This is a genomic window from Streptosporangium amethystogenes (genome assembly GCF_000721075.1).
GTDB lineage: Bacteria > Actinomycetota > Actinomycetes > Streptosporangiales > Streptosporangiaceae > Streptosporangium > Streptosporangium amethystogenes.
Window position 1 is genome coordinate 565,723 of the sequence record NZ_JOEQ01000005.1, and the last position, 20,334, is coordinate 586,056.

15 protein-coding genes are annotated in these 20,334 nt (G+C 71.8%); 8 read left to right on the forward strand and 7 right to left on the reverse strand.

Annotated features, from left to right (window positions below; all coding sequences use genetic code 11):
* Positions 1-3 precede the first annotated feature (3 nt).
* From IG98_RS0110340 to IG98_RS54235, 6 genes are all read left to right on the forward strand, one after another.
* On the forward strand, positions 4-5,478 hold the full coding sequence (locus tag IG98_RS0110340) for a non-ribosomal peptide synthetase/MFS transporter (RefSeq protein ID WP_030909048.1): 5,475 nt from the start codon (positions 4-6) through the stop codon (positions 5,476-5,478).
* Positions 5,469-6,449: a DUF6734 family protein gene (locus tag IG98_RS0110345; protein WP_030909052.1), complete on the forward strand. Its 981-nt coding sequence runs from the start codon at positions 5,469-5,471 to the stop codon at positions 6,447-6,449. Before IG98_RS0110340 ends, IG98_RS0110345 begins: the two co-directional genes overlap by 10 nt.
* Positions 6,446-8,044 (forward strand): condensation domain-containing protein, encoded by a 1,599-nt coding sequence (locus IG98_RS0110350; protein ID WP_245651483.1) that lies wholly within the window; start codon positions 6,446-6,448, stop codon positions 8,042-8,044. Before IG98_RS0110345 ends, IG98_RS0110350 begins: the two co-directional genes overlap by 4 nt.
* Before the next feature lie 318 nt (positions 8,045-8,362).
* On the forward strand, positions 8,363-9,631 hold the full coding sequence (locus IG98_RS0110355) for a right-handed parallel beta-helix repeat-containing protein (protein ID WP_030909058.1): 1,269 nt from the start codon (positions 8,363-8,365) through the stop codon (positions 9,629-9,631).
* Positions 9,632-9,726: 95 nt separating this feature from the next.
* Complete coding sequence (locus tag IG98_RS0110360) at positions 9,727-10,371, forward strand: ACT domain-containing protein (protein ID WP_030909061.1); 645 nt, start codon at positions 9,727-9,729, stop codon at positions 10,369-10,371.
* A gap of 225 nt (positions 10,372-10,596) precedes the next feature.
* Entirely contained in the window at positions 10,597-11,340 is a 744-nt protein-coding gene (locus IG98_RS54235; protein WP_030909064.1) for a hypothetical protein, read from the forward strand.
* A gap of 73 nt (positions 11,341-11,413) precedes the next feature.
* Here the strand turns inward: IG98_RS54235 and IG98_RS0110370 are convergent, their stop codons facing one another.
* Positions 11,414-12,706 carry an ABC transporter ATP-binding protein gene (locus tag IG98_RS0110370; RefSeq protein WP_030909067.1) on the reverse strand — a complete coding sequence of 431 codons (1,293 nt, stop codon included), beginning with the start codon at positions 12,704-12,706 and terminating at the stop codon, positions 11,414-11,416.
* Between the two features lie 295 nt (positions 12,707-13,001).
* On the opposite strand from IG98_RS0110370, the gene IG98_RS0110375 reads away from it, so the two are divergent.
* Both IG98_RS0110375 and IG98_RS0110380 read left to right on the forward strand, forming a co-directional pair.
* Complete coding sequence (locus IG98_RS0110375; protein ID WP_051751948.1) at positions 13,002-13,760, forward strand: LacI family DNA-binding transcriptional regulator; 759 nt, start codon at positions 13,002-13,004, stop codon at positions 13,758-13,760.
* A gap of 26 nt (positions 13,761-13,786) precedes the next feature.
* Complete coding sequence (locus IG98_RS0110380; RefSeq protein ID WP_037969792.1) at positions 13,787-14,710, forward strand: carbohydrate kinase family protein; 924 nt, start codon at positions 13,787-13,789, stop codon at positions 14,708-14,710.
* Between the two features lie 186 nt (positions 14,711-14,896).
* Here the strand turns inward: IG98_RS0110380 and IG98_RS0110385 are convergent, their stop codons facing one another.
* From IG98_RS0110385 to edd, 6 genes are all read right to left on the reverse strand, one after another.
* Positions 14,897-15,223 carry a cupin domain-containing protein gene (locus tag IG98_RS0110385; RefSeq protein WP_030909075.1) on the reverse strand — a complete coding sequence of 109 codons (327 nt, stop codon included), beginning with the start codon at positions 15,221-15,223 and terminating at the stop codon, positions 14,897-14,899.
* A complete protein-coding gene (locus tag IG98_RS0110390) occupies positions 15,220-15,909 on the reverse strand; it encodes an ATP-binding protein (protein WP_211263928.1) in 690 nt (229 codons plus the stop codon). Before IG98_RS0110390 ends, IG98_RS0110385 begins: the two co-directional genes overlap by 4 nt.
* 291 nt (positions 15,910-16,200) lie before the next feature.
* Positions 16,201-16,593, reverse strand: coding sequence for a hypothetical protein (locus IG98_RS0110395; RefSeq protein WP_030909081.1), 393 nt, complete (start codon positions 16,591-16,593; stop codon positions 16,201-16,203).
* A 245-nt stretch (positions 16,594-16,838) separates the two neighbouring features.
* The gene (gene eda / locus IG98_RS0110400; protein ID WP_030909085.1) at positions 16,839-17,456 is read right to left on the reverse strand and encodes a bifunctional 4-hydroxy-2-oxoglutarate aldolase/2-dehydro-3-deoxy-phosphogluconate aldolase; all 618 of its coding nucleotides are present in this window, start codon (positions 17,454-17,456) and stop codon (positions 16,839-16,841) included.
* Entirely contained in the window at positions 17,453-18,409 is a 957-nt protein-coding gene (gene glk / locus IG98_RS0110405) for a glucokinase (protein ID WP_030909088.1), read from the reverse strand. The genes eda and glk overlap by 4 nt, the downstream gene beginning before the upstream one ends.
* Before the next feature lie 40 nt (positions 18,410-18,449).
* Positions 18,450-20,318: a phosphogluconate dehydratase gene (gene edd / locus IG98_RS0110410; protein ID WP_030909091.1), complete on the reverse strand. Its 1,869-nt coding sequence runs from the start codon at positions 20,316-20,318 to the stop codon at positions 18,450-18,452.
* Positions 20,319-20,334 lie beyond the last annotated feature (16 nt).

A 20,334-nucleotide genomic window follows, 5' to 3' on the forward strand; every position in this document is an offset into this window, starting at 1 on the left:
TACGTGCTGACCCACCTGCGGGACGCCGCCCGCGCCGACGGCGTCCCGCTCTCGCCCGGCCAGGAACGGCTCTGGTTCCTGGATCAGCTCAACCCCGGTGACGCCGCCTACAACGTCTACGTCTCGGAACGGCTGCGCGGACCGCTGGACGCCGCGGCGCTGGCCCGCGCCTTCGAGGAGGTCGTGGCCAGGCACGACGTGCTGCGCACCCGTTACCCGAGCATGGACGGCCGTCCGGTCCAGGTCGCAGAGGAGTCCGGACCAGACCTGGAGCAGGTCGACCTGTCCGGTGGGACCGCGCCGGATCCGGTCGGGCGGGCGCGGGAGCTGGTGGCCGAGCTGACCAACCGGGGATTCGACCTGGGGGCAGGGCCGGTGCTGCGCGCCGTCCTCATCCGGCTGGCCGCCGACGACCACGTGTTCTGCCTCGTCGTCCACCACATCGCGGTGGACGGCTGGTCGCTGGGCGTGCTCCGCGGCGAGCTGACCGCCCTGTACGAGGCGTTCGCCGCGGGGCTGTCCTCACCGCTCCCGCCGCCCGCACTGCAGTACGCCGAGTACGCCGTGGCCCGCCGCGAGGCCCCCGCCGAGGAGGACCTGAAGTACTGGCGGGCCAAGCTCGCCGATCCGCCGGTTCTCGCGCTGCCCACCGACCGCCCGCGCCCCCGGATCAGGACCGCGCGCGGCGCCCACGTCTCGCGGATCATCCCCGGGCCGCTGGCGGCCGAGGTGGCCAGGCTGGCCAGGAGCGAGCGCTGCACGCTGTTCATGACGCTCACCGCCGCCTTCCAGGCACTGCTGGCCCGCCACACCGGGCAGGAGGACATCTGCCTGGGCACCCCGGTCGCGGCCAGGGACCGGCCCGAGCTGGAGGGAATGATCGGTTTCGTCGTCAACACGCTCGTGCTGCGGGGCGATCTGTCGGGCGACCCGACCTTCCGCGACCTGCTGCGCCGTACCCGCGCGACCGCGCTGGAGGCGTACCAGCGCCAGGACACGCCCTTCGACGTCCTGGTCAACGAGCTCGGGGTGGACCGGGACCTGTCGCGCACCCCGGTCTTCCAGGCCCAGCTGGTCCTGCACGGCCGGGACCAGGAGGGGCCGCCGCTGCCCGGGATCACCACCGAGCTGTTCGAGGGCGGCTTCGCCCTGTCCAAGTTCGACCTCTCCCTGGAGATCGGGCACGACGGCGACGGGCTGCGGGCGCACCTCTCCTACAACGCGGACCTGTTCGAACCCGGCACCGCCGCACGGCTCGCCGCCCACTTCGAGAACCTGCTGCGTTGCGCGACCGGTGCCCCGGACACCCGGCTGTCGGAGCTGGAACTGCTCGGCGAGGACGAACGCGAGCTCGTCCTGGAACGATGGAACGGCAGGGCGTCACGTCCGGACGCCGCCGGGGAGGTCACCACCCTGCACGGGCTCGTGGAGCGTGCCGCGGCCCGCTCACCGGAGGCCGTCGCGGTCGTCTTCGGCGCCACCGAGCTGACCTACGGTGAACTCGACTCCCGGGCCGACCGGCTCGCCCGGGTACTACGTGGTCACGGGGTCGGCAGGGACGACCGCGTCGCCGTCTGCCTGGAGCACTCGCCCGACCTGGCGGTGGCCGTGCTGGCCGTGCTCAAGGCGGGGGGCGCCTACCTGCCGCTCGACCCGGAGCAGCCCGCGGACCGGCTCGCCCACCTGGTCTCCGACTCGGGGACGACGGTGCTGGTGACCGCTCCGGCGCTGGCCGATCTGCTCCGTGCCCGGGTCACGGTCCTGCTCGACGGAGGCGAGGTCGTGGACCCGGGAGATCCCGCGGATCCCCAGGACCTCGCGGGAGCGGGACCGGACGACCTGGCCTACGTGATCTACACCTCGGGCTCCACCGGCCTGCCCAAGGGCGTCGCCGTGCAGCACAGGCAGGTCCTCAACTACCTCGCCGACGTGCGCGAGCGATTCGAGATCGTGGACGGCGCCCGGTACGCCCTGCTGCAGTCGCTCTCCTTCGACTTCGGAGTCACGATCTTCTACCTGGCCCTGGCCACGGGTGGATGCCTGCACCTCGTCCCGTCGCGGATCTCCGGCCCGGACCTCGCCGACTACGCGGACCGGGTGGGAATCGACTACCTGAAGATCACTCCCTCGCACCTGGGAGCGCTCACCGCCGAGGTCGACCCGCGCCGGATCCTGCCCCGCCGCATGCTCGTTCTCGGCGGCGAGGGTTCGGCCTGGGAGTGGACCCGCGAGCTGGCCGCCCTCGGCGTCTGCCGGGTGGTGAACCACTACGGCCCCACCGAGGCGACCGTCGGCGCGACCACATACGAGGTGGGGGCCACCGACGACGTCCGGGGGCCGATCACCCCGATCGGGCGGCCGCTCGGCCACGTCCGGGCCTACGTCCTGGACGCCGGCCTCAGGCCGGTGCCGATCGGCGTGGTCGGTGAGCTCTGCCTCGGCGGCGACCGGCTGGCACGCGGGTATCTCGGCCGCCCGGACCTGACCGCCGCCGCCTTCGTCCCCGACCCCTACGGCGGGCCGGGGGACAGGCTCTACCGCACCGGCGACCTGGCCCGCAGGCTGCCCAGCGGTGACCTGGAGTTCCTGGGCCGCCGCGACCTCCAGGTCAAGATCCGTGGGTACCGGGTCGAGCTGGGCGAGGTAGACGAGGCGCTCCGCGCCCTCCCCGGCGTCGCCCACGCGGTGGTGGACGCCCGAGGCCGGCCCGGGGCACTGGAACTGGTCGCCTACCTGGTCGCGGCGGGGACATCCGGGGAACCCGAGACCGAAGGCACCGGCCGGGCCCCCGCCGGACCGGGCGTGGCCGAGCTGCGCGGGCGGCTGCGGGCCGTGCTGCCCGACTACATGGTGCCGACCCGCTACGTCTGGCTGGAGCGGCTGCCGCTGAAGTCGCACGGCAAGGTCGACAGGGCCGCGCTTCCCGACCCCGGGGCGGCCGGGCCGGATCGGGCCGGAGAGTTCGAGCAGCCCTCCGGGATGGTCGAGGAGGCCGTCGCGGCGGCGTTCGCGCAGGTGCTCGGGGTGGACCGGGTCGGTGCCGGGGACGACTTCTTCGATCTGGGCGGGCACTCGCTGCTCGCCGTGCGGGTGGTCGCCAGGCTCCGCCGGAGCCTGGACGGCATGCGGCCGGTCAGCGTGATGGACCTGTTCGGCCATCCGAGCCCGCGAGCCCTGGCCGCCCTCGTCGAGTCGGACGACGGCGGGCCGCGCGGCCTGCTGTACGAGCTGACACCTCCGACCGCCACACCCGAGCTGTCCCTGGTGTGCGTGCCGTACGGCGGTGGCAGCGCGGTGGTCTACCAGCCGCTCGCCGACGCCCTGCCCGCCGGGTGCGCGCTGCACGCGGTGGCGGTGCCCGGCCACGACCTGGGGCTGGCCGAGGAGCCACGCCCGCTGGCCGAGGTCGCCGCCGAGTGCGTGACCGAGATCCTGGCCAAGGTGTCCGGGCCGCTGGTGCTCTACGGCCACTGCGGGGTGGGTGGCGCGCTGACCGTCGAGATCGCCCGCAGGGTGGAGGCCGCGGGGCGCCCACTTGAGGCGGTCTACCTCGGCGGGCTCTTCCCGTTCGCCCGGCCCACCCGCGGAGTGCTCGGCCGCTGGGCCCGTCTCACCCGGCTGGAACGGCTGCGCGCCGACCGGGGCCAGGTGAACTGGCTGACCGGAATGGGCGCCGACCTGTCCGGGCTGACCGAGGAGCAGCTGGCGTTCGTCGTGCGCAACATGCGGCACGACTCCCGCGAGGCGGAGGACTACTTCACCCGGCTGGTCGAGGAGGGGGCGGAACCACTGAGGGCCCCGATCATCTCGGTGGTCGGCGAGCGTGACCCCAGCACCGAGTTCCACCGCGAGCGCTACACCGAATGGGGTTTCCTGTCGCCCCGTACCGCCCTCGCCGTGCTCGACGAGGGCGGCCACTACTTCCTCAAGTACCGGGCCGAGGAACTGGCCGAGATCGTCACCACGGTCCACCCGGCCCTCGCGGAACCTCCGGTATCGGGAACGCCGGAATGCACCGGCGGCACCTGGCGCCTCGCCGCCGATTCCGGCGCTCCGGACGCTCCGGAGGGCCTGGATCGCTTCGGCGGGCCAGATGGCCGGGAGGCGCCTGAACCGAGCCTGGCGCGCTTTCTGACGATCGCGGTCGGGCAGCTGGTCACCATCGTGGGTGCCACACTCACCGAGTTCGCGATCCCCATCTCCACCTACCTGGACGGCGGATCGCTCACCCGGTTCGCCGTGCTCCAGGTGCTCGCGCTGATCCCCGGAATCCTGGTCGCCCCGCTGGCCGGAGCGATCGTGGACCGGTCGAGCAGGCGGGCCGTCATGCTCGGCGGCAACGTCGCTGCGCTCGTCGTGCAGCTGATCACCGGCATCCTGGTGTGGAGCGGCGGCCTGGCGGTCTGGCACCTGTACCCGTTGCTCACCGCCCTGTCCGTCGCGCTGACCTTCCAGCGGCTGGCCTATGTCTCGGCCATCCCGCAACTGGTCCCCAAACGCTATCTCGGGCACGCCAACGGGGTGGTCCAGGCGACCACCGGCGTGGCGCAGTTCATCGCGCCGCTCGGCGCGGTCGGGCTGCTCGCGCTCACCGGGCTGGGCGGCATCCTGGTGCTCGACGTCGCCGGGTACGTCGCGGGTGTGATCGTGCTGCTCTGCGTCGCCTTCCCCGCGACGCTGGCCGGCGAGCGCCACGAGTCCGTCGCGGCGGAGATCGCCGGGGGCTTCCGGCTGCAGATGGGCCGGCCCGGCTTCCGGGCCATGCTGGTCTTCTTCGCGTTCTTCAACCTGGTGCTCTCCCCGGTGTTCCTGCTCTTCTCGCCGCTGGTGCTCTCCTTCGGGACGCTCGGCGACGCCGGGTTCGTCGCGCTGCTCGGCGGCGCGGGCGCGGTGACCGGCGGCCTGGTCATGAGCGTGTGGGGCGGGCCGGCGCGCCGCCGGATGTTCGGCGTGCTCATGGGGACGCTGGCGCTGGCGACCTGCTGTCTGGTGACCGGCGCGCACGAGTCGCTGCTGTTCGTCGGGGCCGGTGCGTTCGGGGTGTCCTGCTCGCTCGCGCTCGTCAACGGCGTCTACGCCACCATCGTCCAGGTCAAGGTGCCCCAGCGGTTCCACGGCCGGGTCTTCGCGCTCAACCAGATGGTCGCGCTGTCGACGATCCCGCTCGGCGTGGCCCTGATCGCGCCGTTCGGCGAGCGCCTGCTGGAGCCGATGTTCCTGCCGGGCGGCCTGCTGGCCGATACGGCGGGCGCGGTCATTGGGGTGGGGCCGGGCCGGGGCATCGCGTTCATGTACATCGTGTGCGGCCTGCTGGTCGCGCTGATCGCGGCCGGAGCGCTGCGCAGCCGGGCACTGTCCCGTTTCGACGACGAGGTGCCGGACGCCGTGGCAGACGACCTGGTCGGTATCGAGGCCCTGAGCCGAAGGACCGGGCCGGACGGAAGAACAACGAGAAAGGAGCCGGTCCAGTGTCCCTGACCGTCCCCGCAGTCCACGTCAACTGGACCGGCCCGTACCGGGCCGGTCTCCGCCGCCACCGGGACCGGGCGCTGGAGAACGGACCCTACGGCCTGCCGGTCGAGGAGATCCTCACCTGCGTGCACAGCGTCCATGCCTGGCGCTCCTTCCACGGAGGCGTCGAGCTGGTGACCGACGAGCTGGGAGCCTCCTACGCCGCCGCGCAGGGGCTCGACGCGCTCTACGACCGGGTCGACACCCGCCTGGACGAGCTGGACGCCATTGACGTCGACCCGCTCCTGTACTTCGCGGCGGGCAAGAGCCACGCGGCCCTGTCGCGGACCGCGCCGTTCGCCGTGGTCGACACCGACCTCTACCTGCGCCGCCCCATCGACCACCTGGAGCGCGGCGGGTTCGTCTTCGCGCACTGGGAGTCGGTCGGCAACTCCGTCTACCCGCCGATCGAGGAGATCCCCAATCCCGCGGGCCTGGACCTGTCCCGCTGGACGTTCGACACCCCGGCCGCGAACATGGCCGTCTCGGTCTTTCTCGACGACCGGCACCGCGCCGAGTACGCCGAGGCGGCGATGGCGTTCATGACCGGCAACGCGGGCCCTTCGAGCACCGACCCGATCGTCCGCCAGACCTTCGCCGAGCAGCGCATCGCCCCCGCGGTCGCCCGCTCCCTCGGCGTGGACCCGCGCCCGGTCACCGAGCGCTTCTGGATCGTGGAGACCGAGGAGTGGGACGGGCCCTCCTATGCCGACCGGTTCCACCACACCTGGAACCAGAAGCGCCAGCTGCGCCAGTTCCCCGAGCTGCGCCCGGCCTACTGGCGCTACCTGCTGGAGGACCTGCTCTGGAACCACCCTTCCGCCGCCGACCTGCTCCTGTCGGTGCCCGCGCTCGAAGAGTGCGCCGACCTCATCCGGGCCGTCCGGCGCGAGCTGGCCGCACACGGCCCCAGCATCCTCGACTGGAGGAGACCGTGACCCCGTACCGAGACCGAACCCGGCTGGAGGAGAAGGTGACCGCGCAGAGCACCGAGACGGAGCTGGGCGCCCTGTGGCGTCAGGTGCTCCGTGTCCCCGAGGTCGCCCCGGGCGACAATTTCTTCGAGCTGGGCGGCGACTCCTTCAGGGCCGCCCAGCTGGCCTCCCTGATCGGCGACCGCCTGGGCGTGCCCGTCACCCCGGCCCTGGCCTTCGACCGGCCCGAACTGGGAGGACAGGCCCGCTGGATCGACGACGCCCGCGCCTCGGCCGCCCCGGCCGCCGCCGCCCCGGCGACGGGCGGGGGAGCGGCGCTCAGCACCCAGCAGGAGGAGTTCCTGCACTGGATGTTCGAAAGCGAGCCGGTCCGCGACATAGGATCCTGCGCCACCGCGATCCGTATCCGGGACGCCCTCGACGTGTCGCTTCTCACCCGGGCGCTGGAGGCGGTGATCGCTCGGCACGAGCCGCTGCGCACCGTCGTCACCGCGTCGGGGCGGGTCCTGGTCGCGGACGAGCTGCCTCCCGAGGTCGCCGAGGTCGCGGCCTCCGGTGACACGCCGTCGGAGCGCGAGCGCGACGCCGAGCGGATCGTCTGGCACGAGCGCATGCGCCTGGACAGCGTGCTGCGCGGCCCGCTCGTCCGGGCGCTGGTGGTGCGCGTCGACGAGGACGACCACGTGCTGGTCCTCGCCGTGCACCACTTCGCCTTCGACGGCTTTTCGCTGGGCGTCATGCTCAGGGAACTGGGCGTCGTCTACTCGGCGTTGCGCACCGGCCACCCCAGCCCGCTGCGCCCGCTGCCCGTGACCTACGCCGATTACTGCGCCTTCGCCCGGGAGCAGTGGCCGCGCAACCGGGCCTACTGGGACCGGGTCCTGGAGGGCGCCCCCCGCGCCCTCACGCCGTTCCCCGGCCGCCGGGACACCGCCCTGTTCTCCCGGCGCAGGCACGCCTTCGAGATCGACGTGGGGCTGGCCCGCGGGTTGCGGGAGACGGCCCAGGCGCGGGGCGCGACCACGTTCATGGCGGTGGCGGCCTGCTGGACCTGGCTGCTCCGCCAGTGGACGGGGATGACGGACCTGGTGGTGATGTCACCCGTGCCGGGCCGTACCGCACCCGAGCACGAGGCGCTGATCGGCTGCCTGGTGCAGTCGCTCGTGCTGCGCTTCGACGCCTCGGGGGAGCCCGCCTACTCCGAGCTGCTGGACCGGGTCCGGGAGGTGTCGGTGGGGGCGGTGACGCACCAGTTCCACTCCTACCTGGAGACCAGGCTGCGGGTGCCGTTCCCGTCGCGGATCCACTACGAGAGCTTCGGCGCCCCGCACTTCCCCGGCCTGATGTCGGAGGCGTTCCCCTTTCCACGCGAACAGGAGGGGCTCGACTGGGCGGCGAACCCGGGCGAACTCGATCTCAGCGCTCCCGAGCTGATCGTCGAGGAGCAGCGGGACGGCTCGATGCTCGCCGCCGTGGTCTACAACCACTACGGGTACGACCCCGAGACGGCCGCCGAGCTCGCCGGGGCCTTCCAGCGCTACGCCCGTATCGCGACCGAGCACCCGGACCGGCCCCTCCCCAGGCTGGGGGCGTCCTGACCTCATCTTTCAAACTGCTCTGGGCGTCGCTGTGGCACTGCCGGCCGGCACCCATGCGGCGGTGATGAGACGGCGGGCACCTTCCGGCGGGGCGCTTGCTTTCCCCACGTGGGCCGGTACGAGACCGTGACGGAGGCTCCTCCCGGCGGCCGGGCCGCCGTGGGGTCCACGCCGTCGCCGACCCGCCCCGGAGGCCCGCGGGTGAAGCGGAGGTAACGGCTGGCTGTGGGTCCGTCCTTGCGGATCGCTGACCAAACCCCGGTTGTGCGAAGATCTGCGCCTGACACACCTGTGGTGACGGCGATGGAGCGTACCAGCATGAGATCGACGAGACGGTGGGCCACTCCGGTGGCAGGGGCTTTCCTGGCAGGAGGCATGCTCGTCGCACTGCCCGAGGCCACCGTGGCGGCGGCGGGCACCGTTTACTACGTCGACTCCAGGGCGGGGGACGACGCCGCGGCGGGTACCTCGGCCGCGGCGCCCTGGCGCAGCCTGGACAACGTCAACGCCGCCCCCCTTCGTCCCGGTGACATCGTGCGCCTCAAGCGCGGCAGCGGCTGGCCGGGGGCGCTGAGGTTGTCCGGCCGGGGCACCGCCGCCGGCCCCATCCTGGTCGAACCGTACGGCAAGGGCGCGGCCCCGAAGATCAGCGGCAGGGACGAGGACTGCGTGGTGATCTCGGGATCCTACGTGCGGGTGGTGGGGGTGCGGGCCAGCAACTGCCGGTGGGCCGGCTTCGAGGTCGGCGGCAGCCACAACGAGCTCGACCGGATCATCGCCGACCGTAACGTCACCGGTGTCCACTTCATCAGCGCGTACAACGTGGTCAGGAACAGCGTGCTGAGCGACAACAACCGGATGAGCGTCAACGACGAGGGCGGTGACAACGACTCCGGAGCCTTCGGCGTGCTGCTCAACGGCGACGACAACCTCGTCACCGGGAACCTGATCACCGGCAGCTACGCGAGCAGCAAGGACTACGGCACCGACGGCGCCGCGGTCGAGGTGTTCAACGGCGACCGCAACCGGATCACCCACAACGTGGCCAGGGAGAACAAGACCTTCGTCGAACTGGGCGCGCAGAAGGGCAAGACCGCCGAGGGCAACGTCTTCGCCCACAACGTGGTGACCGCCTCGCGCAAGAGCACCTCCTTCCTCATCACGCGCGGCGCCCGCCACGCGGTCGGGCCGGTGAAGGGCACCATCGCGGTGCACAACTCGGTCTACCTGCCCGCCCGCAGCACCCTCGGCTGGGCCTGCCACGACGGTTGCTCGCCGAACATCCTGAAGCTGCGCAACAACATCATCGTGGTCGGCGGGCAGGTGGGCTTCGAGGACGGCAAGGGAGCCGATGAGGACGCCGGTGTCTACAAGGGCCGTTCCCTCAGGTTCAAGCTCGGTCCCAGGTCGATCGTGGCCGATCCCCGCTTCAAAAGCCGGAAGGACCTGCGCCTGAGCCCCGGCTCCCCGGCACTCGGCCGCGGTGTCAAGCTCGACCCCGCCTGGTACGGGGGTGCGAGCCTGGCCAGGGACCTTTCCGGTGCCGCACTGCCCGTAGTCCCCGCCGCCGGGGCATATCAATCCTGATTTTTACCTGCTTTGGGTCTTAAGCTGGACATCTCTCCGGAACCTTCGTGAAACCTGGCTAGGACAGTCTGGTGCGCAGAGCGAGGTGATCGGTGATGATGTTGCGGCTCCGTGTTTCCTTCCCTGACAGGCCGGGTGCCCTGGGCCAGGCGGCCCGGGTGCTCGGCACGCTGGGCGCGGACATCCTCCAGGTGACGGTCCTGGAACGTGAGGTCGGCCGGGCGGTGGACGACTTCACGGTCTCCTGGCCCGGCAGCGTGGACGCCGAGACGGTCAGGGACCGTCTCTCCGGCGTCCCCGGAATGAGGGTGGAGGGCGTCTGGCCCACCCGTGAGATCCCCGGTGCCGCTCCGGACTACGACCTGCTCAAGCACGTCGCCGCCGATCCGGGCAGGGCGCTGGCCACCCTCGTGGACGCCATGCCGGACCTGGTGAGCGCCGAGTGGGCGGTGACCATGTCCTCGGGGAGCGGGGAGTTCGTCCACCGCAGCTGGCAGGCGCCGGCCGGCCTCGACGGGACGGGCGGTCTCGCCGGCGTCAAGTGGACGGACCTCGCGCCGCTGCGACCGGCCGTCCTCGGGACGGGCGATCACCAGCTGATGAGCGTTCCCGTGCCGGAGATGAGCCTGCACCTGGTCCTCGCCCGCACCGGAGGCCCGCCCTTCCACCGTGTCGAGCTGGACCGTGCCATCCGCGTCCTGGAGATCGTCTCCATCCTGGGGCGGGCCTCCCGGGCCTGAGTGTTTCCGATATGTCGGCTATTGGGTAGAAAGCGAGAAGCGGTGTGCTGCCACTTCCCGCGACCGTGCCTTGCCGCCCGTCGCGACCGGCTCCGTCGGGGCCGTCCGGCTACGGCCTGGCAGGCGGGTGACCACCGTCGCACGTCGGCGTCAGCTCTCCCCCCGATAGACAGCGCAGGTCATATCGGTACCGGGCCCTCGCGGGTCCGCGAGGAGGGCAGCCTGATGCCTAACCGCCACCACACCGTGGCCATGAGCCTGCTGGGGCTCTGCCTGGGAACGAGTACCGCCTGCGGGAGCGGGGAGTGGATCGCCGGGGCCGGGGTTCCCGCCGACCTCGCGCGAAACCCCGGCCCCGGGCAGAGCGCCACCTCCACCGCGAGCCCCGGTTCCGCGAGCCCCACTCCCGGGGGGAGCACCGGTGCGGCACCCGTTCCCAAGGGTTTCAAAACGATCGGCGGCCCCGCCAACGGCGTCAGCGTCGCGGTCCCGAAGGAGTGGGTCGCGATCGACCTGACCAAGGACGATCTCAACAAGGGGCTGAAGAGCAGCGGGCTGTCCGGCCCCACCCTGGAGCAGGCCAAGAAGAGCCTGCAGACCCTGGTCGACAACAAGGGAATCTGGGCGGCCGACCCCGGGTCGGCCAAGACCTCCCCGAACGGGTTCCCGACCAACCTCAACGGCTTCTGCCAGGCCGGGCGGCAGATCTCGACGGAACAGCTGATCAAGGAGACCAGATCCCAGTTGGAGCAGCTCAAGGCCAAGGTCGTCGCGGCGGGGAAGGTGACGATCGGCTCCAGGGAGGCGGCACGGATCGTCTACACCTTCCCGACCAACGGCGTCGACGTCAGGGGCACTCAGTACTACGTGCCGACCAAGGACAAGACCTGCATCGTCACGCTCAGCACCGACGTCGACGGCAAGCAGGAGCTGTTCGACAAGATAGGCCAGACGATCCGGCCGGTCTGACGGCCGCCCCGTATCCTCGGCGGCCGCCACCGCGTTGCCGGATCCACGATCACCCTTTCGGGGGCGCTCCGGATCAGCGCTGCGGAGGGTCGATGCGGGCGCCGTCCATGGTGAAGAGCATCAGGCGGGTGACGTCGACCCCCACTCTGGCGGACTCGCCGGCCCGCCAGACCGGGCGGGAGCCGAGGCGGACGATGAGGTCGGCGCGGCGGTGGTGGCCGCTGACCTGCTCCTGCTCCTGCTGCGGCTCGGCGTCCCCGTCGAAGAGGTTGCCGGGGACCAGTCGGCGCAGGACCGACCGGACACGGCCGACGGCGAGGGGGGAGGCGCCCAGGCCGCTCGCCCCGCGGCGGGGGTCAGGCGGCTCGGGCACGGCCACCGAGGTCAGGCCGCTCTCGACGTAGGCGAGCCACTCGTGGCCGTGGTACTCCAGGGCGCGGACGCGGCCCAGGAAGGTCGGACCCTCGAAGGTGTCCGGAACCGGGGCCAGGCAGTCAGGGCGCAGGCCGACGATGATCTGGTGGCCGACGTGCTGGGAGATGACATACGCCCTGGGATCGGTCCAGGGGATCATGATCTGGTGCGGGCCGAAGTCCAGCAGGATGAACTGGTTCTGCGGGGTGCGGACGGTGGCCGCGAGCAGGTTGAGCTGCTGGGAGCTGAGGAAGGCCGCGGTGAAGGCGGTCGCGGGGTCGTTGTACACCTGGCCGGGGGTGCCGAGGTCCTGCAGGACGCCGCGGTTCATGATGGCGATCCGGTCGGCCAGGGTCAGCGCCTCGACCTGGTCGTGCGTCACGTAGATGGTGGTCACCCCGAGGGAACGGACCAGCGACGAGATCTCCATCCGGAGCTCGGTGCGCATGCCCGCGTCCAGGTTGGAGAGCGGCTCGTCCATCAGGAAGAGCGAGGGCTGGCGGACGATGGCGCGGCCCATCGCGACGCGCTGGCGCTGGCCGCCGGAGAGAGTTCCGGGGCGCCGCTCCAGGGTCTCGTCGATGTGCAGCGCCTTGGACAGCTCCGTCACGCGTTCCCTGACCATCACGGGGTCGGCCTTGGCGATCTCCAGCGGGAAGGCGATGTTGCCGCGCACGGTCCGGTGCGGGTAGAGCGCGCCGTTCTGGAATACCATCGCCACGTCGCGGTCGCGGGGAGCGAGGTCGTTGGCGAGCGTACCGCCCAGCCACAGGTCCCCCTCGGTGACCTCCTCCAGGCCCGCGATCATCCGTAGCAACGTGGACTTGCCGCAACCGGAGGGGCCCAGCAGAACGAGCAACTCTCCGTTTTCCGCGCGCAGGCTCATGCGGTCGACCGCGAGGTATCCACCCGGGTATACCTTGCTCACATTGTCGAGGACGACGGTACTCATGCTCGCTCGTTCCTCCCGGGCGCCCCCGCCCGGATCCCAGCCGTGTGATTGATGAGGTAGTACATCGCGACACTTGCCCATGTGTCCATAGATGTCGTTAGAAATCGCTCATCTGATGGTTACTTCTACGTTCCCTGATGTGACGGTCAGTCGTGACCGGAGGGCTTTACTGAAATGCCACTGTGGGGGTTGAGATGTTACAGTTTGCGAAAAGTTGCAGAAACGAATTTCACAGCGGGTGTCGGATGCCGATCGGCTTGCGCCTGATTCGGCCGCATGGTGGGGTGGCTCATTGATGGACGGTGAACTCGCGCAGACCTCACGCTCCCGCTCCGACGGGACGGCGATTCGGCTGGCCGACATCGCCGCGCAGGCCGGGGTCAGCGAGGCGACGGTCAGCCGGGTGCTCAACGGCAAGCCCAGTGTGTCGCAGGCGACCAGGCAGGCGGTGCTGACCGCGCTCGACCTGATGGGGTACGAGCGCCCGCAGCGGTTGCGCCAGCGCAGCAACGGGCTGATCGGCCTGGTCACCCCGGAACTGGACAACCCGATCTTCCCGGCGTTCGCCCAGGCCATCGAGAAGGCGCTCACCCAGCACGGTTACACCCCGGTGCTCTGCACCCAGCTGCCCGGCGGTGCTCCCGAGGACGAGTTCACCGAGCTGCTGATGGACCGCGGGGTCAGCGGCATCGTCTTCGTCTCCGGGCTGCACGCCGACACCACGGCCAAGATGGACCGTTACACCCGGTTGACCGAGCGTGGGCTGCCGATCGTCCTGCTGGACGGGCTGGGCGCGATCCGGGCCTGCCGGGACCGGGGGCTCTCGGTGCCGGGGGAGGTGTCGGTGGTGGGGTTCGACGACTCGCCGCTGATCGCGTTCACCGACCCGCCGCTGACCACCGTGCGCAAGCCCATCGGCGCCATGGCCTCGGCGGCGGTGGCCACCCTCCTGGAAGAGATCAACGGAGTCCGCGCCAAGCACGTCGAGCTGATGTTCCAGCCCGAGCTCGTCGTGCGCCGCTCCACCGGTTCGGGCCCGCTGGTCAACCGCTAGCCCCGCTCACCGGTGAAAGGTCCGAGATGAACAGTGGTCACGACGTCGTCGTCATCGGCGGAACCGGGGTCGACACCACCGCCTACGTGCCCTCGCTGCCCCTGCCGTACGCCGACACCTACGCGGTCCCTCCGGTGGTGGACCGGATCGGCAACACCGGTAGCGGGGTCGCCCTCGGCTGCCACGCGCTCGGGTTGAGGGTCAGGCTGGTCGACCTGATCGGAGACGATCCGCAGGGCCGCTTCATCCGGGCCCATTTCGAGGCCAGGGGTGTGGAGGCAGGCTGGGCGCTCGCCCCGCAGGGGACCCGGCGCAGCATCCTGCTCGTCGGCCCCGACGGGCGGCGCACCTCGCTGTTCGACCCGCGCGCCGCGGCGGGCGAGCGGCTGCCCAGGGAGCTCTACCTGGACGCGGTCCGCGCGGCCCGGCACGTCCACGTGTCGATCACCGACTTCTCCCGGCACGTCTACCCCGACCTGGGCTCCGGGTCCGTCTCCACCGACCTGCACGACTGGGACGGCGAGAACGACCACCACAGAGACTTCGCCTACTCCTCCGACCTGGTCTTCCTGTCGGCCACCGCCCTCGGCCCGCGCCGCGACGAGGTCATGCGCGACATCCTGGCGCGCGGCCGGGCCAGGGCCGTGGTCTGCACCAAGGGCGCGGAGGGCTGCCACGTCCTCGACGAGAACGGCCTGCGAGGCTTCCCCGCGGCACCGCTGCCGGGGCCGGTGGTCGACAGCAACGGAGCCGGGGACGCGTTCGTCTCCGGCGTACTGTACGGCCTGCTCTCCGGGCGCTCCCTCGACGACTCCATCGGTCTCGGGGCTCTCGCCGGGGCCCACGCCTGCACGTCGGAGGGCACCCACGAGAACCCCATCGGAGAGCAGGACCTCCTCGGCCGCGCCGAGCGGCTCGCCTGTCTCCCGTCATCGGATGTCCGCCGATGACGGGGCAGGACAATGCAGTTATCACCCCCATCGGCGTCACGGTCCCCCGCCTCTGCTCGTCCCTCGTCTGACGGAGGGGGCCGGCGGACGCCCCCCGGGCGGGGCGGCCGCGTCCGGGGAACGGGAACCGTCAGGATCGGACGGAGGAGGACGGTGGTCATCCGCCGGGCGTGCCCCGGGCAGGCCTCATACGGAGATGTTGACGACGCTGGTGAGGATGACCGCCGAATCCTCGTCGGCCTCCACCGAGTGACGTCGCTGCGGGATCGGGGTGGCCTGCCCCGCGCCGACCTCGACGCTCCGCCCCTCCTCGACGATCCGTACCCGCCCGGACAGGACGTGCAGGCTCGCGGCCGGCGGGGCGTCGTGGTCACCGAGGACGGTTCCGGCGATCAGCGCGATGACCGCCTGGCGTAGCGTGCCCTCGTTGAGGTAGGTGTGGGCGCTACGGCCGTGCGCGCTCTCGCTGGCGAGGGCGAGATGTTCCTCGGCGAGGGCCAGTACGTCGATCATTGAGGTTTCCTCCCGGTCGTTCTGAACCTGCCCTGGGTGAGGAATGCGCAGCGCCAGGCGGAGGTAAAGTCATCCGGCCCGCGCGGGGGGCGTTCGTCGAAACTGATGGCCCGGAGCAGGTCCGCGGCGGGACGGTCGAGGATCGTGACGCCCGTGGCCGGGGGGAGCACGCCGCCGCGGGCGTGTTCGACGAGCACCCGCCAGCGGCGGCAGTGCCGGGCGAAGGTGGCGCCCGTGACGACCCGGCCGCGCGAGAGCTGTCCCTCACGGGCCGCGCCCGGCTCCACGTCGAGCAGGATCAGATGGATCTCGCTGCCGACCCCGCGCGCCAGCCAGGCGAAGCCGTACAGGATGTGCGGCCAGGTGCCCCGGGTGTGCGCGACGACGCCGTGCCCCCGCAGCAGGGCGCGGGCGATCCGCGCCACATGGGTGGCGTGCACGATCGGGGTGCGGGCTCGCGGGGGGATCGGGCCGAGATAGCGGGCCCACCAGTTGCGGGACTGGCGGGAGTCGATGACGCGGACCTCGCCGGCGCGGACCGGTTCCCTCTCGTCGCCGCGCAGCCCGTACAGCCGGTCGAGCAGGGTGCTCTTGCCCGCGCCGGGGAGCCCCGCGAGGAGCACCAGCGTCCCGGCCGGATAGCGCAGCTCCTCGACGGAGGACTGGCCGGCCGATGTGGTGGCCATCGCGTGCACCTCGCAGGAAAGGGGACTCCTCCCATCATGCGTCCCGGGGCACTGCCGCGGTGGGATCGGGTTCGCCGCCGATCCGGAGGGCGCCGGAGGGGACTGCGCCCGAACGGAGGAACGCCGGGAAGGTGGTACCTGTGGGAGACCGTCGGTGGGCATGCTCGCTCCTCGAATGCGCTCGGTCATTCGAGGTCTCCTTCACCCGCACTTCGCGGGCAGCCGTCCGGGGACGCCACAGGGCGTCCGTACTGACCGGGGCGGCTCTTGGGAAGTACTCCCCTCGTTCGTTCAAGGGTAGGGGAATCCGAGCGGTGGCGCGGTCACCGGAAGGAGACTCTCCGGTAAACGCGCGGCGCCGGCACCTTGTGGCGGTGGGGTGCCGGCGCCGCCGGAGTAGACCGTGGCCAGGCCGCTGCCCATGGCCAGTCCCCACGGGTTGATCAGCGTGGGGTCGGTGACCGCCGCCCGTCCGCTGACGTCCGAGACCAGGTTGGCGACCGAGAAACGGCCCTGCGTGCGTTGCGTTCCGGCCTGCGCGTGGCCGGTCCAGGATTTCGCCGGACCGGTTCCGGTTCGGGCCTGTTTTGCGCCGTTCTGTGCCTGCCCGGTTCCGCCGGACGCCGTACCGGCGACGCCCATGACCAGAACCGTGGCGCAGATCGTGACGATGCGTACTCGCATTCGTGGCTCCTCTGTGCGGGAGTGCCTTTCGCCGCGAGATAGGCGCGAGGTCCGTACCCGGTTCAGCCCGTTTCCCGGTGGCCGGGACCGGCGAGGAGCCGGCCGGGCGAAAAGGGAGGGCCCATGGCCGCCGGGTAGGGCGGCCATGGGCCGGATCTCACGAGTGCCACACCGGGTCACGGCCGGCTCGTGACCGCGGGCGGGCCAAGGGAGGATGGTCCCGCCCGCGGAGTCCTGCCGGCGAGCTAGCGGCGCAGGGCGGCCGCCTCGGCGGCCAGCTTCTCGATCCGCGGGTAGTCACCGGTGGCGAGCGCGTCGGCGGGGGTCAGCCAGGTACCGCCCACGCAGCCCACATTCGGCAGTGCCAGGTAGTCGGGGGCGGTCGCGAGCCTGATGCCGCCCGTCGGGCAGAACCTGATCTGCGGCAGCGGGCCGCCGAGCGCCTTCAGATACGGCAGGCCGCCGGCGGCCTCGGCCGGGAAGAACTTCATCTCGGTCACCCCGCGCTCGGCCAGCGCCATGACCTCGGACGCGGTCGCCGCGCCGGGCAGGAACGGCACCCCGCCGACCTCAAGGGCGTCGAGAAGTTTCGGGGTGGTTCCCGGGCTGACCAGGAAGGCGGAACCGGCCGCCACCGAGGCGGCCACGTCGGCCGGGGTGCGGACGGTGCCCGCGCCGACCACCGCCTCGGGGACCTCGGCGGCGATGCGCGCGATGGCGTCCAGGGCGGCGGCGGTGCGGAGGGTGACCTCGATGGCCGGCAGGCCGCCCGCTACCAGGGCGCGGGCCAGGGGGACCGCGGTCTCCGGGTCGTCGATCACGACCACCGGGATGACGGGGGCGATGTCGAGCAGGCTACTCACACGTACTCCAGGTTGGACAGGTGTTGGTTCAGCCACGCCGCCGCGCCGACCAGGGCGGGCTGTGGGGCCACGATCAGCGTGGTGGCGATGCCGGAAAGGTAGTCGTTCAGGGTGGGGGTGGCTTCGAAGCGGCGGCGGAAGTCGCTGGAGCGGACCCGGTCCACGATACGTGGCAGCACGCCGCCGCCCAGGTAGACCCCGCCCCGGGCACCGAGGGTCAGGGCGACGTTGCCGGCGAAGGTGCCGAGCATGGCGCAGAAGACCTCGATGGTCTGCGCGCACAGCGAGTCGTCCATCCGGGCCACGATGTCGGAGGCCGACAGCCTCGGCGCGTCCACCCCGCGGACGAGGGCGAGCCCCCGGTGCAGGCGCGACAAACCCGGTCCGGAGAGCAGGTGCTCGGCCACCACGTGCTCCATGCCGTCCGCGCGCAGCGCCCGGACGATCTCGTGGTCGCGCTCGTCGAGGAGCGGCATGGTCACGTGGCCGCCCTCCCCGGGGATCGGCACCCAGCCCTCGGCGGCGGGCACCAGGCCGCCCACGCCGAGGCCGGTTCCGGGCCCGAGCACGGCCTTGACGCCGCGCGAGGGCTCCGGGCCGCCCAGACAGACCAGGTCCTCGCCTCGCAGGTACGGCAGGGACGCGGCCAGGGCCTCGAAGTCGTTGAGCAGCCAGGCGTTCGGGATGCCCAGCTCGCTCACCGACCCCGTCCACCCGGCGTTGGTGAGCCGGTAGCGGTCGCCGTCCACGGGTCCTGCGATCGCGATGCATGCGGCTCCCGGCCGAACTCCGCCCGCATGGTCTGCGAGATAAGCGGCTACGGCTTCGGGAAGGCCGTCGTGTTCCGCGCCCGCGAGCACGGCCACCGTGTCGGGCTGACCACCGGCCTCGGTGACCAGTCCGAACCGGGCGTTGGTGCCGCCGACGTCCGCGACGAGCCAGGGAAGGCTCACCTGATCTCCTTCGGCCGAACCGGGGAGACGGTGTGCGCGATCATGCCCGGCCGCCGTTCGCGACGGCTTCGGCGTGGCCGTTCAGGGCGAAGATGCCCGCGCCGCGCTCGGCCGGGCCCGCCGCGCGTCGGAAGGCGCCGAACAGCTCGCGGCCGGTGCCCACCCACTGGGCGTCGGTGAGCGGCGCGCCGTGCGGGGACCGGGCGGCCAGCTCGTCGGCGGGGACCAGCAGTTCCAGGGTGCCGGCGGCGGCGTCGAGGCGGATCGGGTCGCCGTCCAGCACCAGCGCGATGGGGCCGCCGTCGGCGGCCTCCGGCGACAGGTGGATGGCGGCGGGGACCTTGCCCGACGCGCCGGACATGCGGCCGTCGGTGACGATCGCCACCCGCTGTCCCCGGTCGAGCAGCACCGCCATCGGCGGGGTGAGCTTGTGCAGCTCGGGCATGCCGTTCGCGCTCGGTCCCTGATACCGGATGACCGCGACGAAGTCCTGCCCGTCGAGCTCGCCCGCGTCGAAGGCGCGCAGCAGCTCCAACTGGTCGTCGAAGACCTTGGCGGGGGCCTCGATGACCAGGTGCTCGTCCTTGACCGCGGAGACCTTGCTGACCGCGCGCCCCAGATTGCCGTTGAGCATGTGGATGCCGCCGTCGGCGGAGAACGCGGCGGAGACCGGGCGCAGTACGTCCAGATCGGTGCTGCCCTCGGTGCGCTCCGCCCAGACCAGCTCGCCGTCCTTGAGCTCGACGGCCGAGCGATAGTGGTCCAGGCCACGCCCGGCGACGGTCAGCACGTCGCCGTGGAGCAGCCCGGCGTCCAGCAGGTCGCCGATGAGCACCTGCATGCCGCCCGCGGCCTGGAAGTGGTTCACGTCCGCCTGGCCGTTGGGGTACATGCGGGTCAGCAGCGGCACGATCTTCGACAGCGCGGCCAGGTCGTCCCAGAGGAGTTCGATGCCCGCCGCCGCGGCGATGGCGACGATGTGCATCGTGTGGTTGGTCGAGCCGCCGGTCGCCAGCAGCGCCACGCAGGCGTTGACTACCGCCTTCTCGTCGACGACCTCGCCCACCGGGGTGTACTCGTCGCCGTGCGCGGTCAGCTCCACCGCCCGCCTGCCCGCCGCCTTCGTCAGGGCCTCGCGCAGCTCGGTGTGCGGGTTGACGAAGGTCGACCCCGGCAGGTGCAGGCCCATGACCTCGATCATGACCTGGTTGGAGTTGGCGGTGCCGTAGAAGGTGCAGGTGCCGGGGGAGTGGTAGGACTTCGCCTCGGCGTCGAGCAGCTCGTCCCTGCCGACCTTGCCCTCGGCGAACAGCTGCCGGGTGCGGGCCTTGACCTTGTTGGGCAGGCCGGAGGTCATCGGCCCGGCGGGGACGAACACCGCGGGCAGGTGGCCGAAGTGCAGCGCCCCGATCAGCAGGCCGGGAACGATCTTGTCGCAGACGCCGAGCATGAGGGAGGCGTCGAACATGTCGTGCGAGAGCGCGATCGCGGTGGCCATCGCGATGACCTCGCGGCTGTAGAGCGACAGCTCCATGCCCGCCCGGCCCTGGGTGATGCCGTCGCACATCGCGGGCACGCCGCCGGCGAACTGCGCGACACCGCCGGCCTTCCTGACGGCCGCCTTGAGGATCGCCGGGTAGGTCTCGTAGGGCTGGTGCGCCGAGAGCATGTCGTTGTAGCTCGACACGATCGCCACATCGGGCTTGACACCCGCCCGCAGGTCGCGCTTGTCGCCTTCTCCCACGCCGGCGAAGCCGTGGGCCAGGTTGGCGCAGCCCAGGCTCGCCCTGGCGGGACCGCGTCGGCGGGCCGCCTCGGCCTCGGAGCGCAGCCGGGCCAGGTAGGCGGTACGGCTGGGGCGGCTCCGCTCGACCAGGCGATCTGTCACTTCTTGGATCACGGGATGCATCCGGCCTCCTGCGTCA

Coding starts and splice junctions, on each gene's coding strand:
- IG98_RS0110355 (WP_030909058.1), top strand. CDS start 8,363: ATGAGATCGACGAGACGGTGGGCCACTCCGGTGGCAGGGGCTTTCCTG.
- IG98_RS0110360 (WP_030909061.1), top strand. CDS start 9,727: ATGATGTTGCGGCTCCGTGTTTCCTTCCCTGACAGGCCGGGTGCCCTG.
- IG98_RS54235 (WP_030909064.1), top strand. CDS start 10,597: ATGCCTAACCGCCACCACACCGTGGCCATGAGCCTGCTGGGGCTCTGC.
- IG98_RS0110370 (WP_030909067.1), bottom strand. CDS start 12,706: ATGAGTACCGTCGTCCTCGACAATGTGAGCAAGGTATACCCGGGTGGA.
- IG98_RS0110375 (WP_051751948.1), top strand. CDS start 13,002: ATGGACGGTGAACTCGCGCAGACCTCACGCTCCCGCTCCGACGGGACG.
- IG98_RS0110380 (WP_037969792.1), top strand. CDS start 13,787: ATGAACAGTGGTCACGACGTCGTCGTCATCGGCGGAACCGGGGTCGAC.
- IG98_RS0110385 (WP_030909075.1), bottom strand. CDS start 15,223: ATGATCGACGTACTGGCCCTCGCCGAGGAACATCTCGCCCTCGCCAGC.
- IG98_RS0110390 (WP_211263928.1), bottom strand. CDS start 15,909: ATGGCCACCACATCGGCCGGCCAGTCCTCCGTCGAGGAGCTGCGCTAT.
- IG98_RS0110395 (WP_030909081.1), bottom strand. CDS start 16,593: ATGCGAGTACGCATCGTCACGATCTGCGCCACGGTTCTGGTCATGGGC.
- edd (WP_030909091.1), bottom strand. CDS start 20,318: ATGCATCCCGTGATCCAAGAAGTGACAGATCGCCTGGTCGAGCGGAGC.